Annotated in this window: 20 protein-coding genes; 7 read left to right on the top strand and 13 right to left on the bottom strand. The window is 65.5% G+C overall.

Annotated features, from left to right (window positions below):
* The first annotated feature begins 18 nt into the window (after nucleotides 1-18).
* On the top strand, nucleotides 19-711 hold the full coding sequence (locus AC3WMU_RS23465) for a cytochrome b/b6 domain-containing protein (protein ID WP_492283039.1): 693 nt from the start codon (nucleotides 19-21) through the stop codon (nucleotides 709-711).
* Between the two features lie 96 nt (nucleotides 712-807).
* Here AC3WMU_RS23465 and AC3WMU_RS23460 read toward each other — a convergent pair whose 3' ends face one another.
* Nucleotides 808-1,266, bottom strand: a complete 459-nt coding sequence (locus AC3WMU_RS23460) for a c-type cytochrome (protein WP_006224963.1) — start codon at nucleotides 1,264-1,266, stop codon at nucleotides 808-810.
* A 58-nt stretch (nucleotides 1,267-1,324) separates the two neighbouring features.
* Entirely contained in the window at nucleotides 1,325-2,701 is a 1,377-nt protein-coding gene (gene purB / locus AC3WMU_RS23455) for an adenylosuccinate lyase (RefSeq protein ID WP_492283038.1), read from the bottom strand.
* Between the two features lie 161 nt (nucleotides 2,702-2,862).
* Here purB and AC3WMU_RS23450 point away from each other — a divergent pair, with 161 nt between their 5' ends.
* Complete coding sequence (locus AC3WMU_RS23450; protein WP_006224965.1) at nucleotides 2,863-3,474, top strand: glutathione S-transferase; 612 nt, start codon at nucleotides 2,863-2,865, stop codon at nucleotides 3,472-3,474.
* Between the two features lie 91 nt (nucleotides 3,475-3,565).
* Here the strand turns inward: AC3WMU_RS23450 and AC3WMU_RS23445 are convergent, their stop codons facing one another.
* The 3 genes from AC3WMU_RS23445 to AC3WMU_RS23435 form a co-directional block, all read right to left on the bottom strand.
* Nucleotides 3,566-4,387, bottom strand: coding sequence for a sulfite exporter TauE/SafE family protein (locus AC3WMU_RS23445; protein WP_280029950.1), 822 nt, complete (start codon nucleotides 4,385-4,387; stop codon nucleotides 3,566-3,568).
* A gap of 110 nt (nucleotides 4,388-4,497) precedes the next feature.
* Entirely contained in the window at nucleotides 4,498-5,616 is a 1,119-nt protein-coding gene (gene mnmA, locus AC3WMU_RS23440; RefSeq protein ID WP_088590606.1) for a tRNA 2-thiouridine(34) synthase MnmA, read from the bottom strand.
* A gap of 7 nt (nucleotides 5,617-5,623) precedes the next feature.
* Nucleotides 5,624-6,550 carry a LysR substrate-binding domain-containing protein gene (locus tag AC3WMU_RS23435; RefSeq protein WP_035213183.1) on the bottom strand — a complete coding sequence of 309 codons (927 nt, stop codon included), beginning with the start codon at nucleotides 6,548-6,550 and terminating at the stop codon, nucleotides 5,624-5,626.
* Nucleotides 6,551-6,808: 258 nt separating this feature from the next.
* On the opposite strand from AC3WMU_RS23435, the gene AC3WMU_RS23430 reads away from it, so the two are divergent.
* From AC3WMU_RS23430 to AC3WMU_RS23410, 5 genes are all read left to right on the top strand, one after another.
* Nucleotides 6,809-7,798, top strand: coding sequence for a Bug family tripartite tricarboxylate transporter substrate binding protein (locus AC3WMU_RS23430; RefSeq protein WP_006224969.1), 990 nt, complete (start codon nucleotides 6,809-6,811; stop codon nucleotides 7,796-7,798).
* A 71-nt stretch (nucleotides 7,799-7,869) separates the two neighbouring features.
* On the top strand, nucleotides 7,870-8,745 hold the full coding sequence (locus AC3WMU_RS23425) for an N-formylglutamate amidohydrolase (protein ID WP_035213185.1): 876 nt from the start codon (nucleotides 7,870-7,872) through the stop codon (nucleotides 8,743-8,745).
* Between the two features lie 286 nt (nucleotides 8,746-9,031).
* Entirely contained in the window at nucleotides 9,032-10,150 is a 1,119-nt protein-coding gene (locus AC3WMU_RS23420) for a Re/Si-specific NAD(P)(+) transhydrogenase subunit alpha (RefSeq protein WP_006224971.1), read from the top strand.
* A 2-nt stretch (nucleotides 10,151-10,152) separates the two neighbouring features.
* Nucleotides 10,153-10,470 carry an NAD(P) transhydrogenase subunit alpha part 2 gene (locus AC3WMU_RS23415; RefSeq protein ID WP_006224972.1) on the top strand — a complete coding sequence of 106 codons (318 nt, stop codon included), beginning with the start codon at nucleotides 10,153-10,155 and terminating at the stop codon, nucleotides 10,468-10,470.
* Entirely contained in the window at nucleotides 10,467-11,906 is a 1,440-nt protein-coding gene (locus AC3WMU_RS23410) for an NAD(P)(+) transhydrogenase (Re/Si-specific) subunit beta (RefSeq protein ID WP_006224973.1), read from the top strand. The genes AC3WMU_RS23415 and AC3WMU_RS23410 overlap by 4 nt, the downstream gene beginning before the upstream one ends.
* Before the next feature lie 54 nt (nucleotides 11,907-11,960).
* Here AC3WMU_RS23410 and glcF read toward each other — a convergent pair whose 3' ends face one another.
* From glcF to AC3WMU_RS23370, 8 genes are all read right to left on the bottom strand, one after another.
* Complete coding sequence (gene glcF / locus AC3WMU_RS23405; protein WP_492283037.1) at nucleotides 11,961-13,196, bottom strand: glycolate oxidase subunit GlcF; 1,236 nt, start codon at nucleotides 13,194-13,196, stop codon at nucleotides 11,961-11,963.
* A 6-nt stretch (nucleotides 13,197-13,202) separates the two neighbouring features.
* Nucleotides 13,203-14,309 (bottom strand): glycolate oxidase subunit GlcE, encoded by a 1,107-nt coding sequence (glcE, locus tag AC3WMU_RS23400; protein WP_492283036.1) that lies wholly within the window; start codon nucleotides 14,307-14,309, stop codon nucleotides 13,203-13,205.
* Between the two features lie 12 nt (nucleotides 14,310-14,321).
* Nucleotides 14,322-15,821 (bottom strand): FAD-linked oxidase C-terminal domain-containing protein, encoded by a 1,500-nt coding sequence (locus AC3WMU_RS23395; RefSeq protein ID WP_006224976.1) that lies wholly within the window; start codon nucleotides 15,819-15,821, stop codon nucleotides 14,322-14,324.
* A gap of 131 nt (nucleotides 15,822-15,952) precedes the next feature.
* Entirely contained in the window at nucleotides 15,953-16,801 is an 849-nt protein-coding gene (locus AC3WMU_RS23390; RefSeq protein ID WP_492283035.1) for an IclR family transcriptional regulator, read from the bottom strand.
* Nucleotides 16,802-16,845: 44 nt separating this feature from the next.
* Nucleotides 16,846-17,562, bottom strand: a complete 717-nt coding sequence (locus AC3WMU_RS23385; RefSeq protein WP_006224978.1) for an SDR family NAD(P)-dependent oxidoreductase — start codon at nucleotides 17,560-17,562, stop codon at nucleotides 16,846-16,848.
* 10 nt (nucleotides 17,563-17,572) lie between these two features.
* Nucleotides 17,573-18,091 (bottom strand): 2,4'-dihydroxyacetophenone dioxygenase family protein, encoded by a 519-nt coding sequence (locus AC3WMU_RS23380; RefSeq protein ID WP_006224979.1) that lies wholly within the window; start codon nucleotides 18,089-18,091, stop codon nucleotides 17,573-17,575.
* Between the two features lie 3 nt (nucleotides 18,092-18,094).
* A complete protein-coding gene (locus AC3WMU_RS23375; RefSeq protein ID WP_006224980.1) occupies nucleotides 18,095-19,060 on the bottom strand; it encodes a tripartite tricarboxylate transporter substrate binding protein in 966 nt (321 codons plus the stop codon).
* 238 nt (nucleotides 19,061-19,298) lie between these two features.
* A complete protein-coding gene (locus AC3WMU_RS23370; RefSeq protein ID WP_006224981.1) occupies nucleotides 19,299-20,708 on the bottom strand; it encodes an FAD-binding oxidoreductase in 1,410 nt (469 codons plus the stop codon).
* Nucleotides 20,709-20,748 lie beyond the last annotated feature (40 nt).

The raw sequence follows: 20,748 nt of genomic DNA, 5'->3' as shown, positions 1-20,748 counted from the left end.
CGTCCAGGCAGCTCAACCATGCAGAACAATCGACTCGCGATCCGCATCTGGGACCTTCCCACCCGTCTCTTTCACTGGGCGCTCGTCGCCTGCATCGTCGGCGCGTTCGTCAGCGTAAAGCTGGGCGGCCTGTACATGGACTGGCACGTGCGCTTTGGCTGTACGGCGCTGGGCCTGATCATCTTCCGCTTGCTTTGGGGCATTGTCGGCCCGCGCTACGCCCGTTTCAGCCAGTTCGTGCGCGGCCCCGCCGCGGTGGCCCGGTACCTGAAGGGCGCCGCCGCGCCGGCCGGCCATAACCCGCTGGGTGCGCTATCAGTGCTGGCCCTGCTGCTGGTCATCGGCTTCCAGGCCGCAAGCGGCCTGTTCACCACCGACGACATCATGACGCAAGGGCCGCTGTTCGGACACGTCAGCGAAGCCACCTCGGGGCTGCTGACGTCCTGGCACAAGCTCAACGAGTGGGTCATCATCGGCCTGATCGCGCTGCACCTGCTGGCCGTCGCCTGGTATGCCGTGGTGCGCCGCAAGCGCCTGGTGCGCGCCATCATCACCGGCGACGTCGATGCCAAGGACTTGCCGGCCGGCACGCCGCCCGCCCAGGACGGCATCGCAGTCTGGGTGCGCGCGCTGCTGCTGGGCGCCTGCGTGACGGGCCTGGTGCTGTGGATACGGTCGCTGGAAGTGGTCGCGGACATGTCCTTTTCCTGAACCGCCTGCGAACTCACAACAAAAAGCCCCTCGAAAAATCGAGGGGCTTTTTTCGTTCAGCACTGACAGGCCACCCGAAGGCTGCCCGCGCGCGGCTTACTTCTTCTTGCGGTAGGCGTCGTGGCAGGCTTTGCAGCTTGCACCCACGTCGCCGAAGGCCGCGCGCAGCTTGTCCAGATCGCCCGCGTCGGCCGCGGCCGACAGCTTCACGATATTGTCCTGGAATGCTTGCTGCTTCTGCTTGAAGCCGGCCGCGTCGCTCCAGATCTCGGGGCGGGCGTCGCCGCCTTCCGTACCCGGACCGAAAGCCGCCCACGGCAATGCGGCCAACGTCTTCAGCACTTCAACGTTGGCTTTGATCTGCGCGGCGTCATAGGGCGCCTGCCCCTTGACCACCGGCGTCATGCGGCCGAAGTGCGAAGCCATCAGCGTCAATGCCGACTGGCGGTACTTGACCGCGTCTTCCGGCTTGGCGAACTGCGCCGAGGCGCTGGTCGCCAACAACGGCCCCACCGTCATACAGGCCAACGCGACAAGCGTGGACAACTTCTTCATTGCAATCTCCCGTAAGGACAACAACAATGCCGCGCGCCTTGCGCGCGCGGCATGGCGACTATACCGCCCGGGCCAGCTCTGCAGCCAGTCCGATGTACGAACGCGGGGTCATCGCCAGCAAACGGGCCTTCGGCTCGTCCGGCAGCGCCAGGCCCTGGATGAATTCTCGCAGAGCTTCCTCGGTAATGCCCTTGCCCCGCGTCAAGGCCTTGAGCTGTTCGTACGGCTGCGGCAGGCCATAGCGGCGCATGACGGTCTGCACCGGCTCGGCCAGCACTTCCCAGCACGCGTCGATGTCCGCATCGATGGCGGCCGTGTTGACTTCCAGCTTGCCCAGGCCGCGCATGCACGCGTCCCACGCCACCAGGCAATAGCCCAGGCCCACGCCCAGGTTGCGCAGGACGGTGGAGTCGGTCAGGTCGCGCTGCCAACGGGAGATCGGCAGCTTATCGGCCAGATGGCGCAGCACGGCGTTGGCCAGGCCCAGGTTGCCTTCGGAGTTTTCGAAGTCGATCGGGTTGACCTTGTGCGGCATGGTCGACGAACCGACCTCGCCGTCCTTCAGGCGCTGCTTGAAATAGCCCAGCGCCACGTAGCCCCAGACGTCGCGGTCCAGGTCCAGCACGATGATGTTGGCGCGCGTGATGGCGTCGAACAGGGCCGACATCCAGTCATGCGGTTCGATCTGGATGGTGTGGCGGTTCTGGGTCAGGCCCAGGCCGGCCAGGACGCGCTGGCTGAACGCGGGCCAGTCGATTTCCGGATAGGCCGACAGGTGGGCGTTGTAGTTGCCGGTGGCGCCGTTGAGCTTGGCCAGGGGCTCGACCGCTTCGATGGCGGCGATGGCGCGATTCAGGCGCGCCGCCACGTTGGCGAATTCCTTGCCGAGCGTCGTCGGGCTGGCCGGCTGGCCGTGGGTGCGCGACAGCATCGGCTGGTCGGCCTGGGCCACGGCCATGTCGTTCAACTTGGCGGCCAGCTCGCGCAGGCGCGGCACCACGACCTGGTCACGCGCACGCGACAGCATCAGCGCGTGCGAGGTGTTGTTGATGTCTTCGGACGTGCAGGCAAAGTGGATGAACTCGGCGGCACGGGCCAGCTCGGCGTCATCGGCCACTTTTTCCTTCAGCCAGTACTCGACGGCCTTCACGTCATGGTTGGTGACGCGCTCGATGTCCTTGATGCGGGCGGCGTCGGATTCCGAGAAATCCTGCACCAGCTGCTGCAGGCGCTGACGGCCGGCCGCAGAGAAAGCGGGCAGTTCGGGCAGGCCGGCGTCGGACAGGGCGACCAGCCACGCCACCTCGACTTCGACGCGGTGCGCCATGAAGCCGGCCTCGGACAGCAGACCGCGCAGCGCGTCGCCCCGGGAAGCGTAACGGCCATCCAATGGCGAAAGGGCATTAAGTTGGCTCAATTGATCGGCGATTTGCATGGTCTGAAGAAGAAATGGCTACGGATGGGAAAACCCGACGATTTTATCATCCGGGGGAATGCAACATTGTGGCAAACTGGCGAAGATTCCGGCCAGCGGACGGTTCGACGTTCAGCCGGCCTGCTATACTTCGGCCGCTTTTCGACTCCGCTTGTGACTCCATGAAACTGATCGGCTCGCTTACCAGTCCATACGTACGCAAGGTGCGTATCGTCATGGCCGAGAAAAAGCTGGACTACCGGCTTGAACTCGAAAACGTCTGGTCCGCCGACACGCAGATCCAAACGTACAACCCCCTGGGCAAAGTGCCCTGCCTCGTCATGGAAGACGGCGGCGCGCTGTTCGATTCGCGCGTCATCGTCGAATACGTGGACACCCTGTCCCCCGTCGCCCGCCTGATTCCGCAGCCGGGCCGCGACCGTGCCGCCGTGAAATGCTGGGAAGCCATCGCCGATGGCCTCCTGGACGCTTGCGTGGCCATCGTGAAGGAAAACCAGCGTCCCGAGGCGCAACGCAGCCCCGAATGGATCGAGCGCCAGTACAGCAAGATCCACGCCAGCCTGGATGCCATGAACAAGAGCCTGGGCGACAACGCCCACTGTATGGGCATCAACTACAGCCTGGCGGACATCGCCGTGGGCTGCGCGCTGGGCTACCTGGACCTGCGCTTCGCCTCACTCGACTGGCGCGTCAACCATTCGAACCTTGCCCGCCTGTACGACAAGCTGTCGCAGCGGCAATCGTTCATCGACACCATCCCCAAGACCGCCTGAGGGCGGTCCCGGACAGCCCACTCCGCACGGGCACCTGACTACCGGCCGCGCAATGCGGCCGGTTTGCATTTCTGCGCCCCGAAATTCCGACCTATTGCGCCGCGAAGGTCTGCCAGGCCTTGAACAGCATGTAGGCGGCCAGCGCGAACAGCAGGCAGGCAAACACCCGCTTCAAGGTCTGCACCGGCAGGCGGTGCGCCATGCGCGCGCCCAGCGGCGCCGTCAGCACGCTGGTGCACACCAGCGCCACCAGGGCCGGCCAATAGATGTAGCCCAGCATGCCCGGACGCGAGGTCCCTTCGTTCAGGCCCGACACCACATAACCCACGCTGTTGGCCAGCGCGATGGGAAAACCCAGCGCGGCCGACGTGGACACTGCGTTGTGCAAGGCCACGTTGCACCAGACCATGAAAGGCACGGACAGGAACCCGCCGCCCGCGCCGACCAGCCCCGACAGGAAGCCGATACCGGCGCCCGCCGCGCTGGTGCCGACCACGCCAGGCATCTGGCGCGCCGGCTTGGGCTTCTTGTTGCGCAGCATGCTCCAGCCGGAATAGCCCACGAACAGCGCGAAGAACAGCGACAGCCACAGCGTGCTGAGCGCGGCGAAGACCGCCCCGCCCGACAGCAGCCCGCCCACGATGATGCCTGGCGCCATTGCCCACACGATCGGCCACTTGATCGTGCCCTTCTGTTGATGCGCCCTGACGCTGGATACCGAGGTAAAGAGAATGGACGTCATGGACGTCGCGATCGCCGCGTGCACGACCAGTTCAGGCGGCATGCCTTGCCACGCGAACAGCATCGTCAGGAAAGGCACCAGCACCATCCCGCCGCCAATGCCCAGCAGACCCGCCGCAAAACCCACCACCGCCCCCAGCACCAGCAGGCAAATCAACATCGTCACATCCACAACCGTCTCCTCTTTTATTGTTCGGTTTCTTGCTTGTCATGAGCGAAGGCCCCGCCGGCATCGCGCCTGCGGGGCCTTGTCAGGGTCCGATCAGGACGGACCCGCGTGCATTACAGGATGATCCCGCCGCCCAGGCAAACCTCGCCATCGTAAAGCACGGCCGACTGGCCGGGCGTGACAGCCCATTGCGGCTCGGCGAAATCTAGCGCGAAGGTGGCGCCTTCGGCCTGGTCCAAACGGCAGGCCGCATCGGCCTGGCGATAGCGCGTCTTGGCGCCGTAACCGGCGATGGCCGGCGGATGCCCCGCCACCCAGCTGGCGTCCTGCGCCTGCAACTGGCCAGACAGCAGCCAGGGATGGTCGTGCCCCTGCACCACGTACAGGATGTTGCGTTCGAGGTCCTTGCGCGCCACGTACCAGGCTTCGGCCGTGCCGTCTTCGCGCTGGCGTCCCTTCACGCCACCCACGCCCAGGCCCTTGCGCTGGCCCAGCGTGTAAAAGGACAAGCCTTCGTGGCGCCCGACCTTCTGCCCTTCGGGCGTCAGGATAGGCCCCGGTTCGGTCGGCAGGTAGCGGTTCAGGAATTCGCGGAACGGCCGTTCGCCGATGAAGCAGATCCCCGTGGAATCCTTCTTGGCCGCGTTGTGCAGGCCGATCTCGTGCGCGATACGCCGCACTTCGGTCTTGTGGATCTCGCCCAGCGGGAACAGGGTGCGCGACAGTTGCGCCTGGTTCAGCCGGTGCAGGAAGTAGCTCTGGTCCTTGGACGCATCCAGCGCCTTGAGCAACTGGAACTGCGTGCCGCCGCCCTCGGCCGGCACCTCGCGCACCCGCGCGTAGTGGCCGGTGGCGATATGTTCGGCGCCGAGCGCCATTGCGTGGTCCAGGAAGGCCTTGAACTTGATCTCGGCATTGCACAGGACGTCGGGATTGGGCGTACGGCCGGCAGAATACTCGCGCAGGAACTCCGCGAACACGCGGTCCTTGTATTCGGCGGCGAAGTTGACGAACTCGAAGTCCACGCCCACCAGGTCGGCCACGCTGGCCGCGTCCAGCAGATCCTGGCGGGTCGAACAGTATTCGGAATCGTCGTCGTCTTCCCAGTTCTTCATGAACAGGCCGACGACGTCATAGCCTTGCTGCTTCAACAGCCAGGCCGTGACCGACGAATCGACCCCGCCCGACATGCCGACGACAACGCGGCCTTTCTTGCTAGATATTTGACTCATGATGCGATCATTTTAGTTCGGACAGCGCGTCTTCCCGCGGTTGCGGCTCCGCCGCCCGCGACACTTCCATCAGCCAGGCCCGGAAAGCCTGCAAGGTGGGCAGATTGGCCTTCTGCTCGGGATAGCACAGGTAATAGCCCATGCGCGCGCGGATGGGCAGCTGGATGGCAACGGCCAGCTTGCCGTCGCGCAATTCGTCTTCGATCAGGCAACGCGGGATCAGCGCCACGCCGAAGCCGGCGGCCGCCGCCTGGGACAGCAGCGCGTATTGATCAAAGCGCGCCCCTTCCAGGCTGCGCCGCGTGTCGCAGCCGGCCTGCTCGAACCAGTCGCGCCAGCCTTCCAGCGCCGACGTGTGGTGCAGCAGCGGATACGCCAGCAAGGCCTCGGGCGACGGACAGCCGCCCGGGATCAGGCGCGGGCTGCAGACGGGCACGATTTCGCGGCCGACGATGTAGTCCGAGCCGCTGCCGGGCCACAGGCCTTCGCCGAAGCGCACGGCAGCATCCAGTTCAGGCGTTGAAAAGTCATAGCCCTGACGGTGCGGCAGGAACTCCACGTGGATGTCCGGGCGCAGGCGCATGAACGCCGTCAGGCGCGGGATCAGCCAGCGCGCGCCGAAGGTCGGCATACAGGTCAGGTTGAGCGTGCCGCCCTGCCCCTGGTGCGCGATCAGCTCCACCGTGGCGGCCTCGATCTGGCCCAGGCCCGCCTGGATCTTGGTCAGATAACTGCGGCCGGCCTCGGTCAGGACCAGGCCTTGCCTGATCCGCAGGAATAGTTCGACGCCGACGAACTCTTCCAGATGTTTCACCTGTTTACTGACGGCGCCCTGCGTCACGCACAATTCCTGCGCCGCGCGCGTGAAGCTGCTATGGCGTGCCGCGACCTCGAATGCCTGAAGATCCGTTAATGAGGGACAGAAACGTCGCATGTGTAGCCCCCACGAAGCGTGGGGCTCCTGCCCCAGCGGGGCTTGACCGGGGGATGATCCCCGCTGCCTCCGGCCCATTGAAAAGCAACAAGAAAGTTACACAAAAGTAACGTCCCAACGATGCTGGCCCAAGAGAGGCATGAAAAAAAGTCATAGCTTACGGAGAAACTTTCGTTTGCGCAAACCGCCTCGCCAGGAAAGAATCGTTGCGTTTGCGTCTGCCTTTGCGCATCCGCTTTCCATTTATTAGGGGAATTCATGCAACGCCGTAACGTAGTACTGGGCCTGTGTGTCGCCGCCGCGACCCTGGCCATGCCGCTGACCTCGGGTATCGCACACGCGGAAGACGCGTATCCGAGCAAGCCCATCCGCCTGATCGTCCCCTTCCCGCCCGGCGGCACCACCGACATCGTCGGCCGCCTGTTCGCGGACAAGCTGGGCAAGGAACTGGGCCAGACCGTCGTGGTGGAAAACCGCGGCGGCGCCGGTGGCTCGATCGGCAGCGCCTTCGTCGCCAGCAGCGCGCCGGACGGCTATGTCCTGGGCATCGCCACCGTCAGCACGCACGGCATCAACCCGGCCATCTACCCGAACCTGCCGTTTGATGGCGAGAAGGACTTCACCCCCATCTCGAACCTGGCCGCCGTGCCGAACATCATGACGATCAACCCGAAGGTCCAGGCCAAGAACATGGCCGACTTCATCAAGCTGGCCAAGAGCCAGCCGGGCAAGCTGACGTACGCGTCCGCCGGCAACGGTTCGGTCTCGCACATGATGGGCGAACTGTTCAAGATGGCCTCGGGCACCGACCTGATGCACGTGCCTTACCGTGGCGTGGGCCCGGCGCTGAACGACGCGCTGGCCGGCCAGGTCGACGTCATGTATGACAACCTGCCCTCGACCCTGCCGCACGTGCAATCCGGCCGCCTGATCGCCATGGCGGTTGCCGCGCCCAAGCGGGTCGCAAGCCTGCCCGACGTGCCCACGTTCGCCGAAGTCGGCCTGCCGGCCGTGAACGACGCGTCCTGGTTCGGCCTGGTCGCCCCGGCCAAGCTGCCGGAACCCATCCTGGCCAAGCTGAACGCAGCGGTGCAGAAGGTCAGCGCAGAAGCTGACGTCAAGACGCGCCTGGAAGCGCTGGGCGCCGAACCGGCCGCCAACAGCTCGGCCGACTTTGGCAAGCAGATCGCAGCGGAAATCGCCAAGAACAAGCGCATCGCCAAAGAAGCCAACGTGAAGATCGACTAAGCGGTCTTCGGCCCCGCCCGCGCAGGCTTGCGCGGGCGGGCGCCTCCGATTCACGAACGCAAGACCCCAATATGCGAATTACCCAACCCCTGTCTTACCGGCTCGACCTTCCGCAGCAATATCCGGATTCGGAAACCTCGGCCCCGCTTGTGCTGGACTCCCCGCACAGTGGCACCGCCTACCCTCCCGATTTCGCGGCCGCGGTGGACTTTGGCGCACTGCGCACTGCCGAGGACACCTGGGTTGACGACCTGTGGGGCGACGCCATGGAAATGGGCGTGCCGATGATCGCCGCCGGTTTTCCGCGCGCCTACATCGACGCCAACCGCGCGCCCGACGAGATCGATGAACTGCTGCTGGACGCGGCCTGGCCCGACGCCATCAACGCCTCGCCCAAGGTCAAGCTGGGCAAGGGCCTGATCTGGCGCATGCTGGACGACGGCACCCCGCTCTATAACCGCAAGCTGACGGTCGAAGAAGTCCGCCACCGCATCGACGCCTGCTGGAAGCCCTACCACGCCGCGCTGGGCAAGGTCCTGGACGCCGCCCACCAGAAGTTCGGCAAGGTCTGGCACATCAACTGCCACTCCATGCCCAGCGTCGCCGGCGCCTTCGCCACCGACCGCCCCGGCCTGGTCCACCCCGACTTCGTGCTGGGCGACCGCGACGGCAGCACCAGCGACCCGGCCTTCCGCGAATTCATCGCGGCGTGGCTGCGCGAGCGCGGCTACAACGTCACGGTGAACGATCCCTACAAGGGCGTGGAACTGGTGCGCGCCTTCGGCCGCCCCGAAGAAGGCCGCCACAGCCTGCAGATCGAAATCAACCGCAAGCTGTATATGGATGAGGTCACGCTGCGTCCGACCGAAAACTACGGCCGCTTGAAGGCCGATCTGCGCGACCTGACCGCCGCGCTGATCAACTGGACTCGCGCGCAGACGGCCTGACGCCGGACGCCTGCACGCAAGTAGCCGGCCAGCGGCGTGGTAAGACTGGCCGGAGCAAGTGGGTTGAAAGACCCGAAGCCCCATGGTTCGCCATGGGGCTTTTTTTTGCGCGGAAGATTGCGTAAGCCAAAAGAAGCAATGTCCGCCCCTGCCAGTCTGCAGCAGAATTGGCGGCCCGCCGCCGGGCCGCCCCAAGGCGGGCCAGCCCCCTCGGGGGGCAGCAAACGAGTGAAACGAGAGCGGCGTGGGGGCATATACTACGGCGAACCTTCTAGGAGAGGCGTCGATGCACATCGGGATACCAAAAGAAACCCGAGACGGGGAAACCCGTGTCGCAGCAACACCGGAAACCGTCAAGAAGTACGTAGGCGGCAAACACACCGTTGTCGTGGAGCGTGGCGCAGGCACTGCGGCCCGCTATCTGGACGACGCCTACGAGGCCGCGGGCGCCACGCTCGGTTCCGCCCAGGATGCCCTGGGCGCCGAACTGGTCATGAAGGTTCGTGCGCCCTCCGCCGCGGAATTACCGCACATGAAGCCCGGCACGGTCGTGGTCGGCATGCTCGATCCGTTTGATGCCGAAGGCCTGGAGCAGATGGCCGGTGCAGGACTGGTCGGATTCGCGCTCGAGGCCGCCCCCCGCATCACGCGCGCCCAAAGCCTGGACGTGCTGTCCTCGCAAGCCAACCTGGCCGGCTACAAGGCCGTGCTGCTGGCGGCGCACCATTACGGCCGGCTGATCCCGATGATGATGACCGCCGCCGGCACCCTGAAAGCCGCGCGCGCGGTGGTCCTAGGCACCGGCGTGGCCGGTCTGCAGGCCATCGCCACGGCCAAGCGCCTGGGCGCGGTGGTCGAAGCGTCCGACGTGCGTCCCGCCGCGCGCGAACAGGTGGAATCGCTGGGCGCCAAGTTCATCGACGTGCCTTTCGAGACCGAAGAGGAACGCGAGATCGCCCAAGGCACAGGCGGCTACGCGCGCGCCATGCCGCCCAGCTGGATGGCGCGGCAGGCGGCGCTGGTGTCCGAACGCTGCAAGCAGGCGGACCTCGTCATCACCACGGCCCTGATCCCGGGCCGTCCCGCACCAACGCTGGTGTCCGCGGAAACCGTCGCGGCCATGAAGCCCGGCTCGGTGCTGGTCGACCTGGCCGTCGAACGCGGCGGCAACTGCCCCTTGTCCGAGAAAGGCCAGGTCGTGGAGAAGCACGGCGTGACGATCATCGGGCTGACCAACCTGCCCGGCCTGGTGGCCACCGATGCGTCCGCGCTGTACGCGCGCAACATCCTGGACTTCCTGAAGCTCATCATCAATGCGGACGGCGCGCTGGCAATCCAGCGCGACGATGAAATCGTGGCGGCCTGCCTGGTGTGCGAAGGCGGCAATGTGACGCGGAGGACCTGAACATGGAAGCGATCAACCCCACCCTGATGAACCTCATCATCTTCGTGCTGGCCATCTATGTCGGCTACCACGTCGTGTGGAACGTCACCCCCGCCCTGCACACGCCGCTGATGGCAGTCACCAACGCCATCTCGGCCATCATCATCGTGGGCGCCATGCTGGCGGCCGCGTTGACCGAAGGCGGACTGGCCCGCGGCATGGGCGTGTTCGCCGTGGCGCTGGCCGCGGTGAACGTCTTCGGCGGCTTCCTGGTGACCCGGCGCATGCTGGAGATGTTCAAGAAAAAGGATCGCAAGCCGGGCAAGGAGGAAGCGAAATGATCTCGCTTAACCTCGTCACCCTGCTGTACCTGATCGCCTCGGTCTGCTTCATCCAGGCGCTCAAGGGTCTGTCGCATCCCACCACCTCGCGGCTGGGCAACGCCTTCGGCATGGCCGGCATGGCAATCGCCGTGCTGACGACCGCGGCGCTCATTGTCGGCCTGGCCCGCGAAGGCACCGCCACGGTCGGCCTGGGCTGGGTCCTGCTGGGCCTGCTGGTGGGCGGCACCGTCGGCACGCTGATGGCGCGCCGCGTCGAAATGACGAAGATGCCGGAACTGGTTGCCTTCATGCACAGCATGATCGGCCTGGCGGCCGTCGCCATTGCCGTCGCGGTCGTGGCCGAACCGCATGCCTTCGGCATCGTCGCGGCAGGGTCGATGATCCCCACCGGCAACCGCTTCGAGCTGTTCATCGGCACGTTCGTGGGCGCCATCACGTTCTCGGGTTCGGTCATCGCCTTCGGCAAGCTGTCGGGCAAGTACAAGTTCCGGCTGTTCCAGGGCGCGCCCGTCGTGTTCCCGGGCCAGCACATGCTGAACCTGGCGCTGGCGCTCGTGATGCTGGGCTGCGGCGTGTGGTTCATGCTGACGCAGGACTGGACGCCCTTCGTCATCATGACGCTGGTGGCCTTCGTGCTGGGCGTGCTGATCATCATTCCGATCGGCGGTGCGGACATGCCGGTGGTGGTGTCCATGCTGAACAGCTACTCGGGCTGGGCGGCGGCCGGCATCGGCTTTTCGCTGAACAACCCGATGCTGATCATCGCCGGCTCGCTGGTGGGGTCGTCTGGCGCAATCCTGTCCTACATCATGTGCAAGGCGATGAACCGGTCGTTCTTCAACGTGATCCTGGGCGGCTTCGGCGGCCAGGCGGGCGGCGGCGCGGATGCCGGCGCGGGCCAGCAGCGCAGCGTCAAATCGGGCAGCGCGGACGACGCCGCCTTCCTGATGACCAACGCCGAAAGCGTGACCATCGTGCCGGGCTACGGCCTGGCGGTGGCGCGCGCGCAGCATGCGCTGAAGGAACTGGCAACCAAGCTCACCGAACGCGGCGTGACGGTCAAGTACGCCATCCACCCGGTCGCCGGACGCATGCCCGGCCACATGAACGTGCTGCTGGCCGAGGCCGAAGTGCCCTACGACCAGGTCTTCGAAATGGAAGACATCAACAGCGAGTTCGCGCAGACCGACGTGGTGCTGGTGTTGGGCGCCAACGACGTGGTCAACCCGGCCGCCAAGAACGATCCGAAGTCTCCGATCGCCGGCATGCCCATCCTGGAAGCCTACAAGGCGCGCACCGTGATCGTGAACAAGCGCTCGATGGCCTCGGGCTATGCGGGCCTGGACAACGAGCTGTTCTACATGGATCGCACGATGATGGTGTTCGGCGACGCGAAAAAAGTGCTGGAAGACATGGTGAAAGCGGTGGAGTAACCGCCGCCTGCCCACGAATGCCCCGAACGGGGCGTTCGTGGGAACCTCCTGCCCTTATGCGGCAACCGCCTTCTGCAACTGTTCGTCCACGACTTCCACCCAATGCCGCACGGGCGTATCGGTGCCGCTTTGCAGATGCCCGATGCAGCCGATGTTGGCCGACAGGATCACGTCCGGCCCGCCTGCCGCGATGGCGCCCAGCTTGCGGTCGCGCAGTTCCAGCGCGATCTCCGGGTTCAGCACCGAATAGGCCCCCGCCGAACCGCAACACAAGTGCTTGTCGGCGAACGGCAGCAGTTCAAACCCCAGGTCTGCCAGCAGTTGCTCCGACAGCGGCCGCAGCCCCTGCCAGTGCTGCAAGGTGCAGGGCGGATGGAATGCGGCCCGCGTGCCGGCCGGCAACCGTGCGCGCAGCTGTTCGGCATGCGGCGCCACGATCTCGGCCACGTCCTTCACCAGCGCGACGATATCCGCGGCCTTCTGGGCGTACGCGGGATCGTGTTTGAGGTGGTGCGCGTAATCCTTCACCATCGCACCGCAGCCCGACGCGTTCATGACGATGGCTTCGACGCCCCCGTCCTGGACCAGCGGCCACCAGGCGTCGACATTGGCACGCATCTGCGCCAGCGCCGCGTCCTGCGCGTCCAGGTGGAAGCTGACTGCGCCGCAGCACCCGGCGCCCGGCGCGATGCGTGCACCGATGCCCACGGCATCTAGCACGCGGATCGTGGCCGCGTCGATCGTGGGCATCATGGCCGGCTGCACGCAACCGGCCAGCATCAGCACTTGCCGCGCATGCCCGGCCACGGCGGGCAACGGGCCTGCGTCGCGGCGTTCCGGCACCTTGCGCTTGAGCGCTTCAGGCAAGAAACCGCGCACGGCCTGTCCCATCCGCATCGCCGGTGCGAACATCGGCGACAGCATGGCGCGACGCAGAAAATTGCGCTTGGCCTTTTCGGCCCAGGAACGCGGAACGCGCTCGTCCACGATCTTGCGCCCGATATCGATCAGATGGCCGTATTCAACGCCGGACGGACATGTGGTTTCGCAATTGCGGCACGTCAGGCAGCGGTCCAGGTGCTGTTGCGTGGACTGCGTGGGCTCGGCGCCCTCCAGCACCTGCTTGATCAGGTAGATGCGGCCGCGCGGACTGTCCAGCTCGTCGCCCAATACCTGATACGTCGGACAGGTGGCCGTGCAAAACCCGCAATGCACGCAACGCCGCAGGATGGCGTCGGCCTCTTTGCCCAGGTCGGTATCGCGTGCCCAGGATGCCAGGTTGGTTTGCATGATGCGCTATAGCTCCAGGACCAGGCGGCCGGGGTTGAACAGGCCGGCCGGGTCAAGCTCTTGCTTGAGGCGGCGCGTGATTGACGCGATGCCGGGCGCCAGCGGATGGAACACACCGTCGGCCGGCGGCTTGCTGTGGCCCGCGCGGAACAGGGTGGCGTGCCCGCCCAGCCGCGCCGCGGTGTCGCGCAGTTGCGCGGCATCACGCGGGCCGGATAGCCAGCGCTGCCCGCCGCCCCATTCGATCAGGGTCGGGCCCATCGCCAGCGCGGCGGCCGTGGGCGGCAAGGCCAGGCGCCACAGGGGCTGACCCGGCGCGAAGAAGGCGTGAGTCTGCTCGCGCAGCGCCAGCCACCAGGCCTGCGCCGCATCGGGATCCAAGGGGTCGCCGCCGATGACCTGGCGCGCGCTGGCGATGGCCGGCGGCGCGCCCGACAGGCGCACGTGCATCACCCCCTCGGCATGCTCATCGCCCCCCGTCCAACTGGTGGCCGAGATCGGCAAGGGCTTGCCGCGCCACAGCGCGAAGCTGGCCAGCGCCTGGGCCTGGGTGGCGGGCATGACGAGCGTCACCTCTTCCATCGGGCGCGGCACGACCTTCAGCGAGACGTCCAGCAGCGCGCCGAAGATGCCGTGCGAACCGGCCAGCAGTCGCGAAACGTCATACCCCGCCACGTTCTTCATGACCTCTCCACCAAACGACAGGATGCGTCCTTCCGAATCCAGCAGCCGCGTCCCCAGCACGAAGTCGCGCAAGGCGCCCGCGCTCATGCGGCGCGGGCCGGACAGCCCCGCCGCCACGCAGCCGCCCACCGTGGCAGCAGCCCCGAAATGCGGCGGTTCGAACGCCAGCATCTGGCCGTTTTCAGCCAACGCCGCTTCCAGTTCGGCCAGCGGCGTACCCGCGCGCACCGTCACCACCAGTTCGGACGGGTGGTAGCTGACGATGCCGCGATACGGCGTCATGTCCAGCAGGCAGTGGCCGTCTTGCGGCCTTACCGGACGGTAATTGCCGTAGAACGCCTTGCTGCCTCCGCCCATCACAAACAGCGGTTTATGGCCGGCACGGGCCGTCATGACCTGGTCGCACAATTCCGACAGGACAAAATCCATGGGGGATACGTCCTAGAAGCGGGCGAGATCGGGGAAGCGCAGCTCGCCCGCATGGACATGCATCTTGCCGTATTCGGCACAGCGAGCCAGCGTGGGAATGACCTTTTCAGGATTCAGCAGGCACGGCGGGTCGAATGCCCGCTTGACCGCCAGGAACGCGTCGAGTTCTTCGCGAGAGAATTGCACGCACATTTGATTTATTTTCTCCATACCCACACCGTGCTCTCCGGTCACGGTCCCTCCTACCTGCACGCACAGCTCAAGAATGGCCGCACCGAATTTCTCGGCCCGTTCCACCTCGTCCGGCTTATTCGAATCGAACAGGATCAGCGGATGCAGATTGCCATCGCCCGCGTGGAACACGTTGGCGCAACGCAAGCCGAATTCGTCTTCCATCTGTTCGATGGCGCCCAGCACGCGCGCCAGATGGCGGCGCGGAATCGTGCCGTCCATGCAGTAGTAATCCGGCGACACGCGGCCCGCAGCCGGAAATGCGTTCTTGCGGCCGGCCCAGAATTTCAGCCGTTCGGCCTCAGAGGTCGATACCTGGCAGCGCGTGGCGCCGGCGGCGCGGAACACCGCTTCCATCCGGTCGATCTCGTGCGCCACCTCTTCGGGCGTGCCATCGGATTCGCACAGCAGGATCGCCTGTGCGTCCATGTCGTAGCCGGCGCGCACGAACGGTTCGACCATATGCGTGGCGCGTCGGTCCATCATTTCAAGCCCTGCGGGGATCATGCCCGCCGCGATCACCTGCGTGACCGCGTTGCCGGCTGCCTCGACGCTGGAAAAACTGGCCATCACGACCTGCGCGCAAGCCGGCTTGGGAATCAGCTTGACCGTAACCTCGGTGACTACGCCCAACATGCCTTCGGATCCGATGAAGACGGACAGCAGGTCCAGGCCCGGCGCGTCCGGCGCTTCGGAACCCAGCTCGACCACGTCGCCGTCGATCGTGACCACACGCACGCGCAGCACGTTGTGCACGGTCAAACCGTATTTCAGGCAATGCACGCCGCCGGAATTCTCGGCCACATTGCCGCCGATGGAACAGGCAATCTGGCTGGAGGGATCGGGCGCGTAGTACAGCCCGTAAGGCGAGGCCGCTTCCGAAATCGCCAGATTGCGCACGCCAGGCTGAACGATCGCCGTGGCGCTGGCCAGATCGATATGCTTGATGCGGTTGAACTTCGACAGGCCCAGCAGCACGCCCTGGCTGTGCGGCATGGCGCCGCCGGACAGGCCGGTGCCCGCGCCGCGCGCGACGATCGGCGCGTTCAGCCGCTTGCAGATGCGCATGACGGCTTGGACTTGTTCTTCGGTTTCCGGCAACGCTACGACGGCAGGCAGCGCGCGATACAGCGACAGGCCGTCGCACTCGTAGGGGCGCGTGTCCTCTTCGCGGAACAATACGCAGTGCGCGGGCAACGCGGCCGACAACGCCTCGATCAGCTGCTGCAACGAATAAGGCGCCTGCACTTGTGCCAGGCCGGTTTCGACCAGTGAATTCATGAGCGCAACAATAGCGCGACCAGTCCCTTAAAACAGGCCGGGATTTACCCGCATCCAGTCGTCTACCCTGCGGCGCACACGTAACCAGCGGTAATTCCAGACGGTGTTTGTCGTGGAAAAGCCGCAGCCGATCAGCCTGAAAAATCCACCATCGCCAGCTTTCTGGAAATTGCCGCGCACGTGTCGACCAGCGGCTTGATATAGCTGACCTCGCGATTGGCGCTCATGCGGAACGCGGGAATGCTCAAACTCACGCACGCGACCGGCATGCCCTGCTTGTCGGTGATCGCGCAACCGAAGCAGAAGATGTCCTTCTCGTTCTCTTCACGGTCTTCCGCGTAGCCCTGCCGGCGGATCTGCTCCAGCTCTTTGCGCAACGCCTGCGGCGTGCGCAGCGTGGCCTCGGTGAACGCTTTGAAATCCAGTGTCTGGATGAGGGCGTCGCGCGTCGCCGGAAGCAACTGCGCCAGATAGGCCTTGCCCACCGAACTGGAGTACATCGTGACGCGGCTGCCCAGGCGCGAGTTCATGCGCACCGCCTTCGGGCTTTCCAGCTTGTCGATGTAGGTCATTTCGGACCGGTCCGGCACCGCAAGATGCACGGTTTCCTGCGTGACCTCTTTCAGGTCGAACAGGTGGTCCTTGCACAACTGCCGGATGTCGGAGCTTTCCAGCGCGCGGCTGGCCAGGCTGACAAGCCGAGGGCCCAGTCCGAAGGACTGGCCATTGCGTTTGGGCACGATCAATTGTTCGGCGATCAGCGCCTCGACGATGCGGTAGATCGTCGGGCGCGGATAGCCCAGCCGGGCACTCAGCTCGTTGACCGTCCAGGCCGTATCACCCCCCAACGCGATGGCGTCGAGCACGCGCATGAACTTGGAGAAAGAGGCGGTGCCGGCGACGGCCGGCGCCGCAACCGATGCAGTCGACGCGGCCTCTGTGGCGGCGGCGCGGGGAGGCTTCACGCGGGGGACTCTCATTGACGGTTTCCGTGGCAAAGCGCCCCGGCGGGCCGGAGCGCCGGTCAGGTTACCATGTAGCCGCCATCCACCGGCATCACCACGCCCGTCATGAACGCCGACGCCGGCGAACACAGGAACATGACCGCCTGCGCCACATCGTCCGGCGTGCCCCAGCGCTTGAGCGGCGTGCGTTCCAGGATGCGCGAGGCGCGCGCGGGATCTTTCTGCAAGGCCTCCGTCAGCGGCGTGGCGATCCACCCCGGCGCCACCGCATTGACCCGGATGTCCGCCTCGGCATAAGCGATGGCAAGCGACTTCGTCAGTTGCGCCACCCCGCCCTTGCTCGCGCTATAAGCCGGCACCAGGCCGCCGCCAAAGAAACTCAGCATCGACGCCGTATTGACGATGCATCCCTTGGCGCGCGCCAGCTGCGGCCGCAACGCTTCGCACACGCGCATGGTGCCGGTAAGGTTGATGTCCAGCACGCGCTCGAACACGGGCAGCTTGAACTCCTCTTGCCGGAAGATCACGCCGGCGCAGTTGATGAGGATGTCCACGCGTTCCAGCGTGGCGGCAAACGCCGCAACGTCTTCCGCTTGCGTGACGTCCAGCGTCGCCACCTCCACGCCGGCCGGCGGCGCTTCGGCCGATGGCAGCCCCACCGCGATCACGCGCGCGCCAAGCCGCGCCAGCGCTTCGGCTACGCCCCGGCCCAGCCCTTGAGTACCGCCCGTGACCACCGCGGTCTTTTCCTTGAACAGCCCTGCCTGAAAGCTCATGGCGTGTTCCTCAACGGACGAACTGATCGACATAGTCCGCCCCCAGCCCCACGCTTTCGTAGTGCTTGCGGCACATGTCCAGCTTGGTGAACACGTCTTCGTAGCCCGTGTGCCGGCCCTCGCTGTCGCAGTAGTACATGACGCCGTTGACCTGAAACATCGTGATCATTTCCTCCACGTCTTCCGGGACGTACAAGGTGTGCGTTTCGCCCGGGGGCTCGAAAACGTAGCTGCCTTCGCGGGCGATCCAGTCGTGCTCCAGATAACGCCACGACCCCTTGATGACATAGCCATGCACCGCCTGCGGATGACGGTGGCAGCTCAGCACGCCCGACTTGCGCACGCGCAGCAGGTTCATCCAGTAGCCCTGCGACACGTTCAGACAGAGCGGCCGGAACCAGACGTTTTCGGCCTGGGGCACCCAGACGCGCTCGTCGTCGGGAATCACCTGCGGCACCACGATGTCGGGCAGCGCTTCCTTGGGATTGGGATAACGGTAGGGAGTGGGCACAGCAGTCGTTTGGCTCATGGCTTATTTGATGCTCAGGGTCTTCAGGACTTGCGCGTAATCGGCGGTCTCGGCCGCCATCTTCTTTTCGAAAGCGTCGCCGTCGGCATAGACGTAACCCAGGTTCTGGGCCTTGATCGCCGCGATCAGCTGCGGGTCCTGCGCGACTTTTTCGAAGACTTCCTTCAGCTTGGCCACGGTGGCGGGCGGCATGCCTTTCGGCCCGGCGATGCCGCGCCAGGTGCCGTACGCCACGTCCAGGCCCTTCTCCTTGGCCGTCGGCACGTCGGGGAATTCCGGCACGCGCTTGTCACTCATCAGCACCAGCAGGCGCAGCTTGCCGGCACGCACGTATTCGGACGCCTCGGCAGGGCTCGTCGCCACCGCGTCCAGCTGCCCCCCCAGCAGGTTCAGCAAGGCCGGGCCGGAACCCGGAAACGGAATGTGTGTGAAGCGAGTGTCGGACTTGACCTCGAAGGCGCTCAGCGCCACGTCATAGATGGACCCGGTGCCCGAGGTGCCGACGTTCATCGTGGCCGGCGCCTTCTTGGCTGCGGCCATGAATTCCTCAAGCGTCTTGTAGGGCGAATTGACCGGCACCACGATCGCGGCGGGGTCGGCGTTCAGCTGCACCAACGGCGTGTAGTCCTTGTAGGTGTGGTCGAAGAGACCCAGCAACGGCAGGATCACGAACTCCGCCGTCACGACGGTCAGCGTGTGGCCGTCGTTCTTGCTGTTCAACACGTACTTCCAGCCCACCGCGCCGCCCGCGCCGGACTTGTTCAGCACCACCATGCCCTTGGGGAAATACTGCGCCGACACCTTGGCAAAGGTGCGGGCCACGGCATCCGTGCCGCCGCCCGGCTGGAACGGCACCACCAGCGTGACCGGTTGGTTCGGATACGCGTCCGCCTGCGCGTGCGCCGGCAGCGCCGCCGCCAGGCCAGCCACGCTCAGGGCGGCCGCCATCAAGCCTTGTCTCATCAACATCCTTGTCTCCTTGGTTTCGGGGCGCGCCTTCTGCCGAGGCGTCGCCCGCTTTGATTTTTCCGCAGACCCTTATTGGAATATCCACAATGTGGACATTTGTCTACGAAAAAATAGAGTAAAGGATTTGATGAAAGGTGTCACTGGAAATTCACGGCCCCCCCGGGCCCAAACAAAAAAAAGCCGACGGGCAGTGCCGTCGGCTTCGGGTCTTGCGGGCTGCGCGGTCGCCGCGCGGCGTTTACCAGGACACGATCTTGCCCGGGTTCAGGATGTTGTGCGGATCAAACGCATGCTTCAGGCTGCGCATCAGGTCCAGCGCGTCTTCGCCGTGCTCTTCCGCCATGAACTGCATCTTGTGCAGGCCCACGCCATGTTCGCCGGTGCAGGTGCCGTCCGCGGCGATCGCGCGGCGCACCAGGTTGTGGTTGATCGTTTCGGACTCTTCCCATTCCTTCGGATTCTCGGCATCCAGCAGCATCAGCACGTGGAAGTTGCCGTCGCCGACGTGGCCGACGATGGTGTACGGGAAGCTTGCGCGGTCCAGTTCCTCGACGGTGTCGCGCACGCAGTCGGCCAGCCGCGAGATCGGCACGCAAACGTCCGTGGTGCTGGCGCGGCAGCCGGGCCGCAATTGCAGGCCGGCAAAGTAGGCATTGTGGCGGGCGGTCCAGAGGCGGCTGCGGTCTTCGGGGCGTTCGGCCCACTCGAAGTCCATGCCGCCGTGTTCGGCGGTGATCGCCTGCACCGTTTCGGCCTGCTCCTGCACGCCTGCCGGGCTGCCATGGAACTCGAACACCAGCAGCGGCGTTTCACGCAAGGTGAGCTTGCTGTACTGGTTGACCGAGCGCACGCTGGCCGCGTCCATGAATTCGACGCGCGCGATCGGCACGCCCATCTGGATGATCTCGATCACGCTCTGGACGGCATCGTCCAGCGTGGGGAAATTGCAGACCGCGGCCGACACGGCTTCGGGTTGCGGATACAGGCGCACCGTCACTTCGGTAATGATGCCCAGCGTGCCTTCGCTGCCGATGAAAATGCGCGTGAGGTCATAGCCCGCCGATGATTTGCGCGCACGCCCCGCCGTGCGGACGATGCGGCCGTCGGCGGTCACCACCGTCAACGACATGACGTTTTCGCGCATCGTGCCATAGCGCACGGCATTGGTGCCCGAGGCACGCGTGGCGGCCATGCCGCCCAGGCTGGCGTCGGCGCCCGGGTCGATCGGGAAGAACAGGCCGGTGTTGCGGATCTCTTCGTTCAACTGCTTGCGCAGCACACCCGCCTGCACGGTAGCGGTCAGGTCTTCGGCGTTGATCGCCAACACCTTGTTCATCTGCGACAGGTCCAGGCTGATGCCGCCCTGGATCGCCAGCACGTGGCCTTCCAGCGAAGAACCTGCGCCATAGGGAATCAGCGGAACACGATGCTCGTTGCACAGCTTGGCGACCTCGGCCACTTCCTCGGTGGTGTGCGCGAAGACGACGGCGTCCGGCAGCATCGGCGGATACGGCGACTCGTCGCGGCCGTGGTGTTCACGCACGGCGGAGGACTCGGACAGGCGGTCGCCAAAGCGCGCGCGCAAGGCATCCAGACAGGCGGCCGGCACCGGGCGGCGCAACGTTTCAGCGTGCAAGGGAGCGTTCATGATCAGCGTGTTCTCGGGTTCGGTAATCAGAATATTCTAC

Source organism: Achromobacter sp. FW305-C-13 (genome assembly GCF_058783475.1).
This window is presented reverse-complemented; position numbering and strand designations above follow the sequence as displayed.

Excerpts from the sequence above, each read along its gene's own strand:
- AC3WMU_RS23435 (WP_035213183.1), bottom strand. The coding sequence starts at position 6,550 with ATGCGACGTTTCTGTCCCTCATTAACGGATCTTCAGGCATTCGAGGTC.
- AC3WMU_RS23380 (WP_006224979.1), bottom strand. The coding sequence starts at position 18,091 with ATGAGCCAAACGACTGCTGTGCCCACTCCCTACCGTTATCCCAATCCC.
- AC3WMU_RS23425 (WP_035213185.1), top strand. The coding sequence starts at position 7,870 with ATGCGAATTACCCAACCCCTGTCTTACCGGCTCGACCTTCCGCAGCAA.
- AC3WMU_RS23395 (WP_006224976.1), bottom strand. The coding sequence starts at position 15,821 with ATGAATTCACTGGTCGAAACCGGCCTGGCACAAGTGCAGGCGCCTTAT.
- glcE (WP_492283036.1), bottom strand. The coding sequence starts at position 14,309 with ATGGATTTTGTCCTGTCGGAATTGTGCGACCAGGTCATGACGGCCCGT.
- AC3WMU_RS23420 (WP_006224971.1), top strand. The coding sequence starts at position 9,032 with ATGCACATCGGGATACCAAAAGAAACCCGAGACGGGGAAACCCGTGTC.
- AC3WMU_RS23415 (WP_006224972.1), top strand. The coding sequence starts at position 10,153 with ATGGAAGCGATCAACCCCACCCTGATGAACCTCATCATCTTCGTGCTG.
- AC3WMU_RS23460 (WP_006224963.1), bottom strand. The coding sequence starts at position 1,266 with ATGAAGAAGTTGTCCACGCTTGTCGCGTTGGCCTGTATGACGGTGGGG.
- AC3WMU_RS23370 (WP_006224981.1), bottom strand. The coding sequence starts at position 20,708 with ATGAACGCTCCCTTGCACGCTGAAACGTTGCGCCGCCCGGTGCCGGCC.
- purB (WP_492283038.1), bottom strand. The coding sequence starts at position 2,701 with ATGCAAATCGCCGATCAATTGAGCCAACTTAATGCCCTTTCGCCATTG.
- glcF (WP_492283037.1), bottom strand. The coding sequence starts at position 13,196 with ATGCAAACCAACCTGGCATCCTGGGCACGCGATACCGACCTGGGCAAA.
- mnmA (WP_088590606.1), bottom strand. The coding sequence starts at position 5,616 with ATGAGTCAAATATCTAGCAAGAAAGGCCGCGTTGTCGTCGGCATGTCG.
- AC3WMU_RS23465 (WP_492283039.1), top strand. The coding sequence starts at position 19 with ATGCAGAACAATCGACTCGCGATCCGCATCTGGGACCTTCCCACCCGT.
- AC3WMU_RS23450 (WP_006224965.1), top strand. The coding sequence starts at position 2,863 with ATGAAACTGATCGGCTCGCTTACCAGTCCATACGTACGCAAGGTGCGT.
- AC3WMU_RS23390 (WP_492283035.1), bottom strand. The coding sequence starts at position 16,801 with ATGAGAGTCCCCCGCGTGAAGCCTCCCCGCGCCGCCGCCACAGAGGCC.
- AC3WMU_RS23410 (WP_006224973.1), top strand. The coding sequence starts at position 10,467 with ATGATCTCGCTTAACCTCGTCACCCTGCTGTACCTGATCGCCTCGGTC.
- AC3WMU_RS23385 (WP_006224978.1), bottom strand. The coding sequence starts at position 17,562 with ATGAGCTTTCAGGCAGGGCTGTTCAAGGAAAAGACCGCGGTGGTCACG.
- AC3WMU_RS23375 (WP_006224980.1), bottom strand. The coding sequence starts at position 19,060 with ATGTTGATGAGACAAGGCTTGATGGCGGCCGCCCTGAGCGTGGCTGGC.
- AC3WMU_RS23430 (WP_006224969.1), top strand. The coding sequence starts at position 6,809 with ATGCAACGCCGTAACGTAGTACTGGGCCTGTGTGTCGCCGCCGCGACC.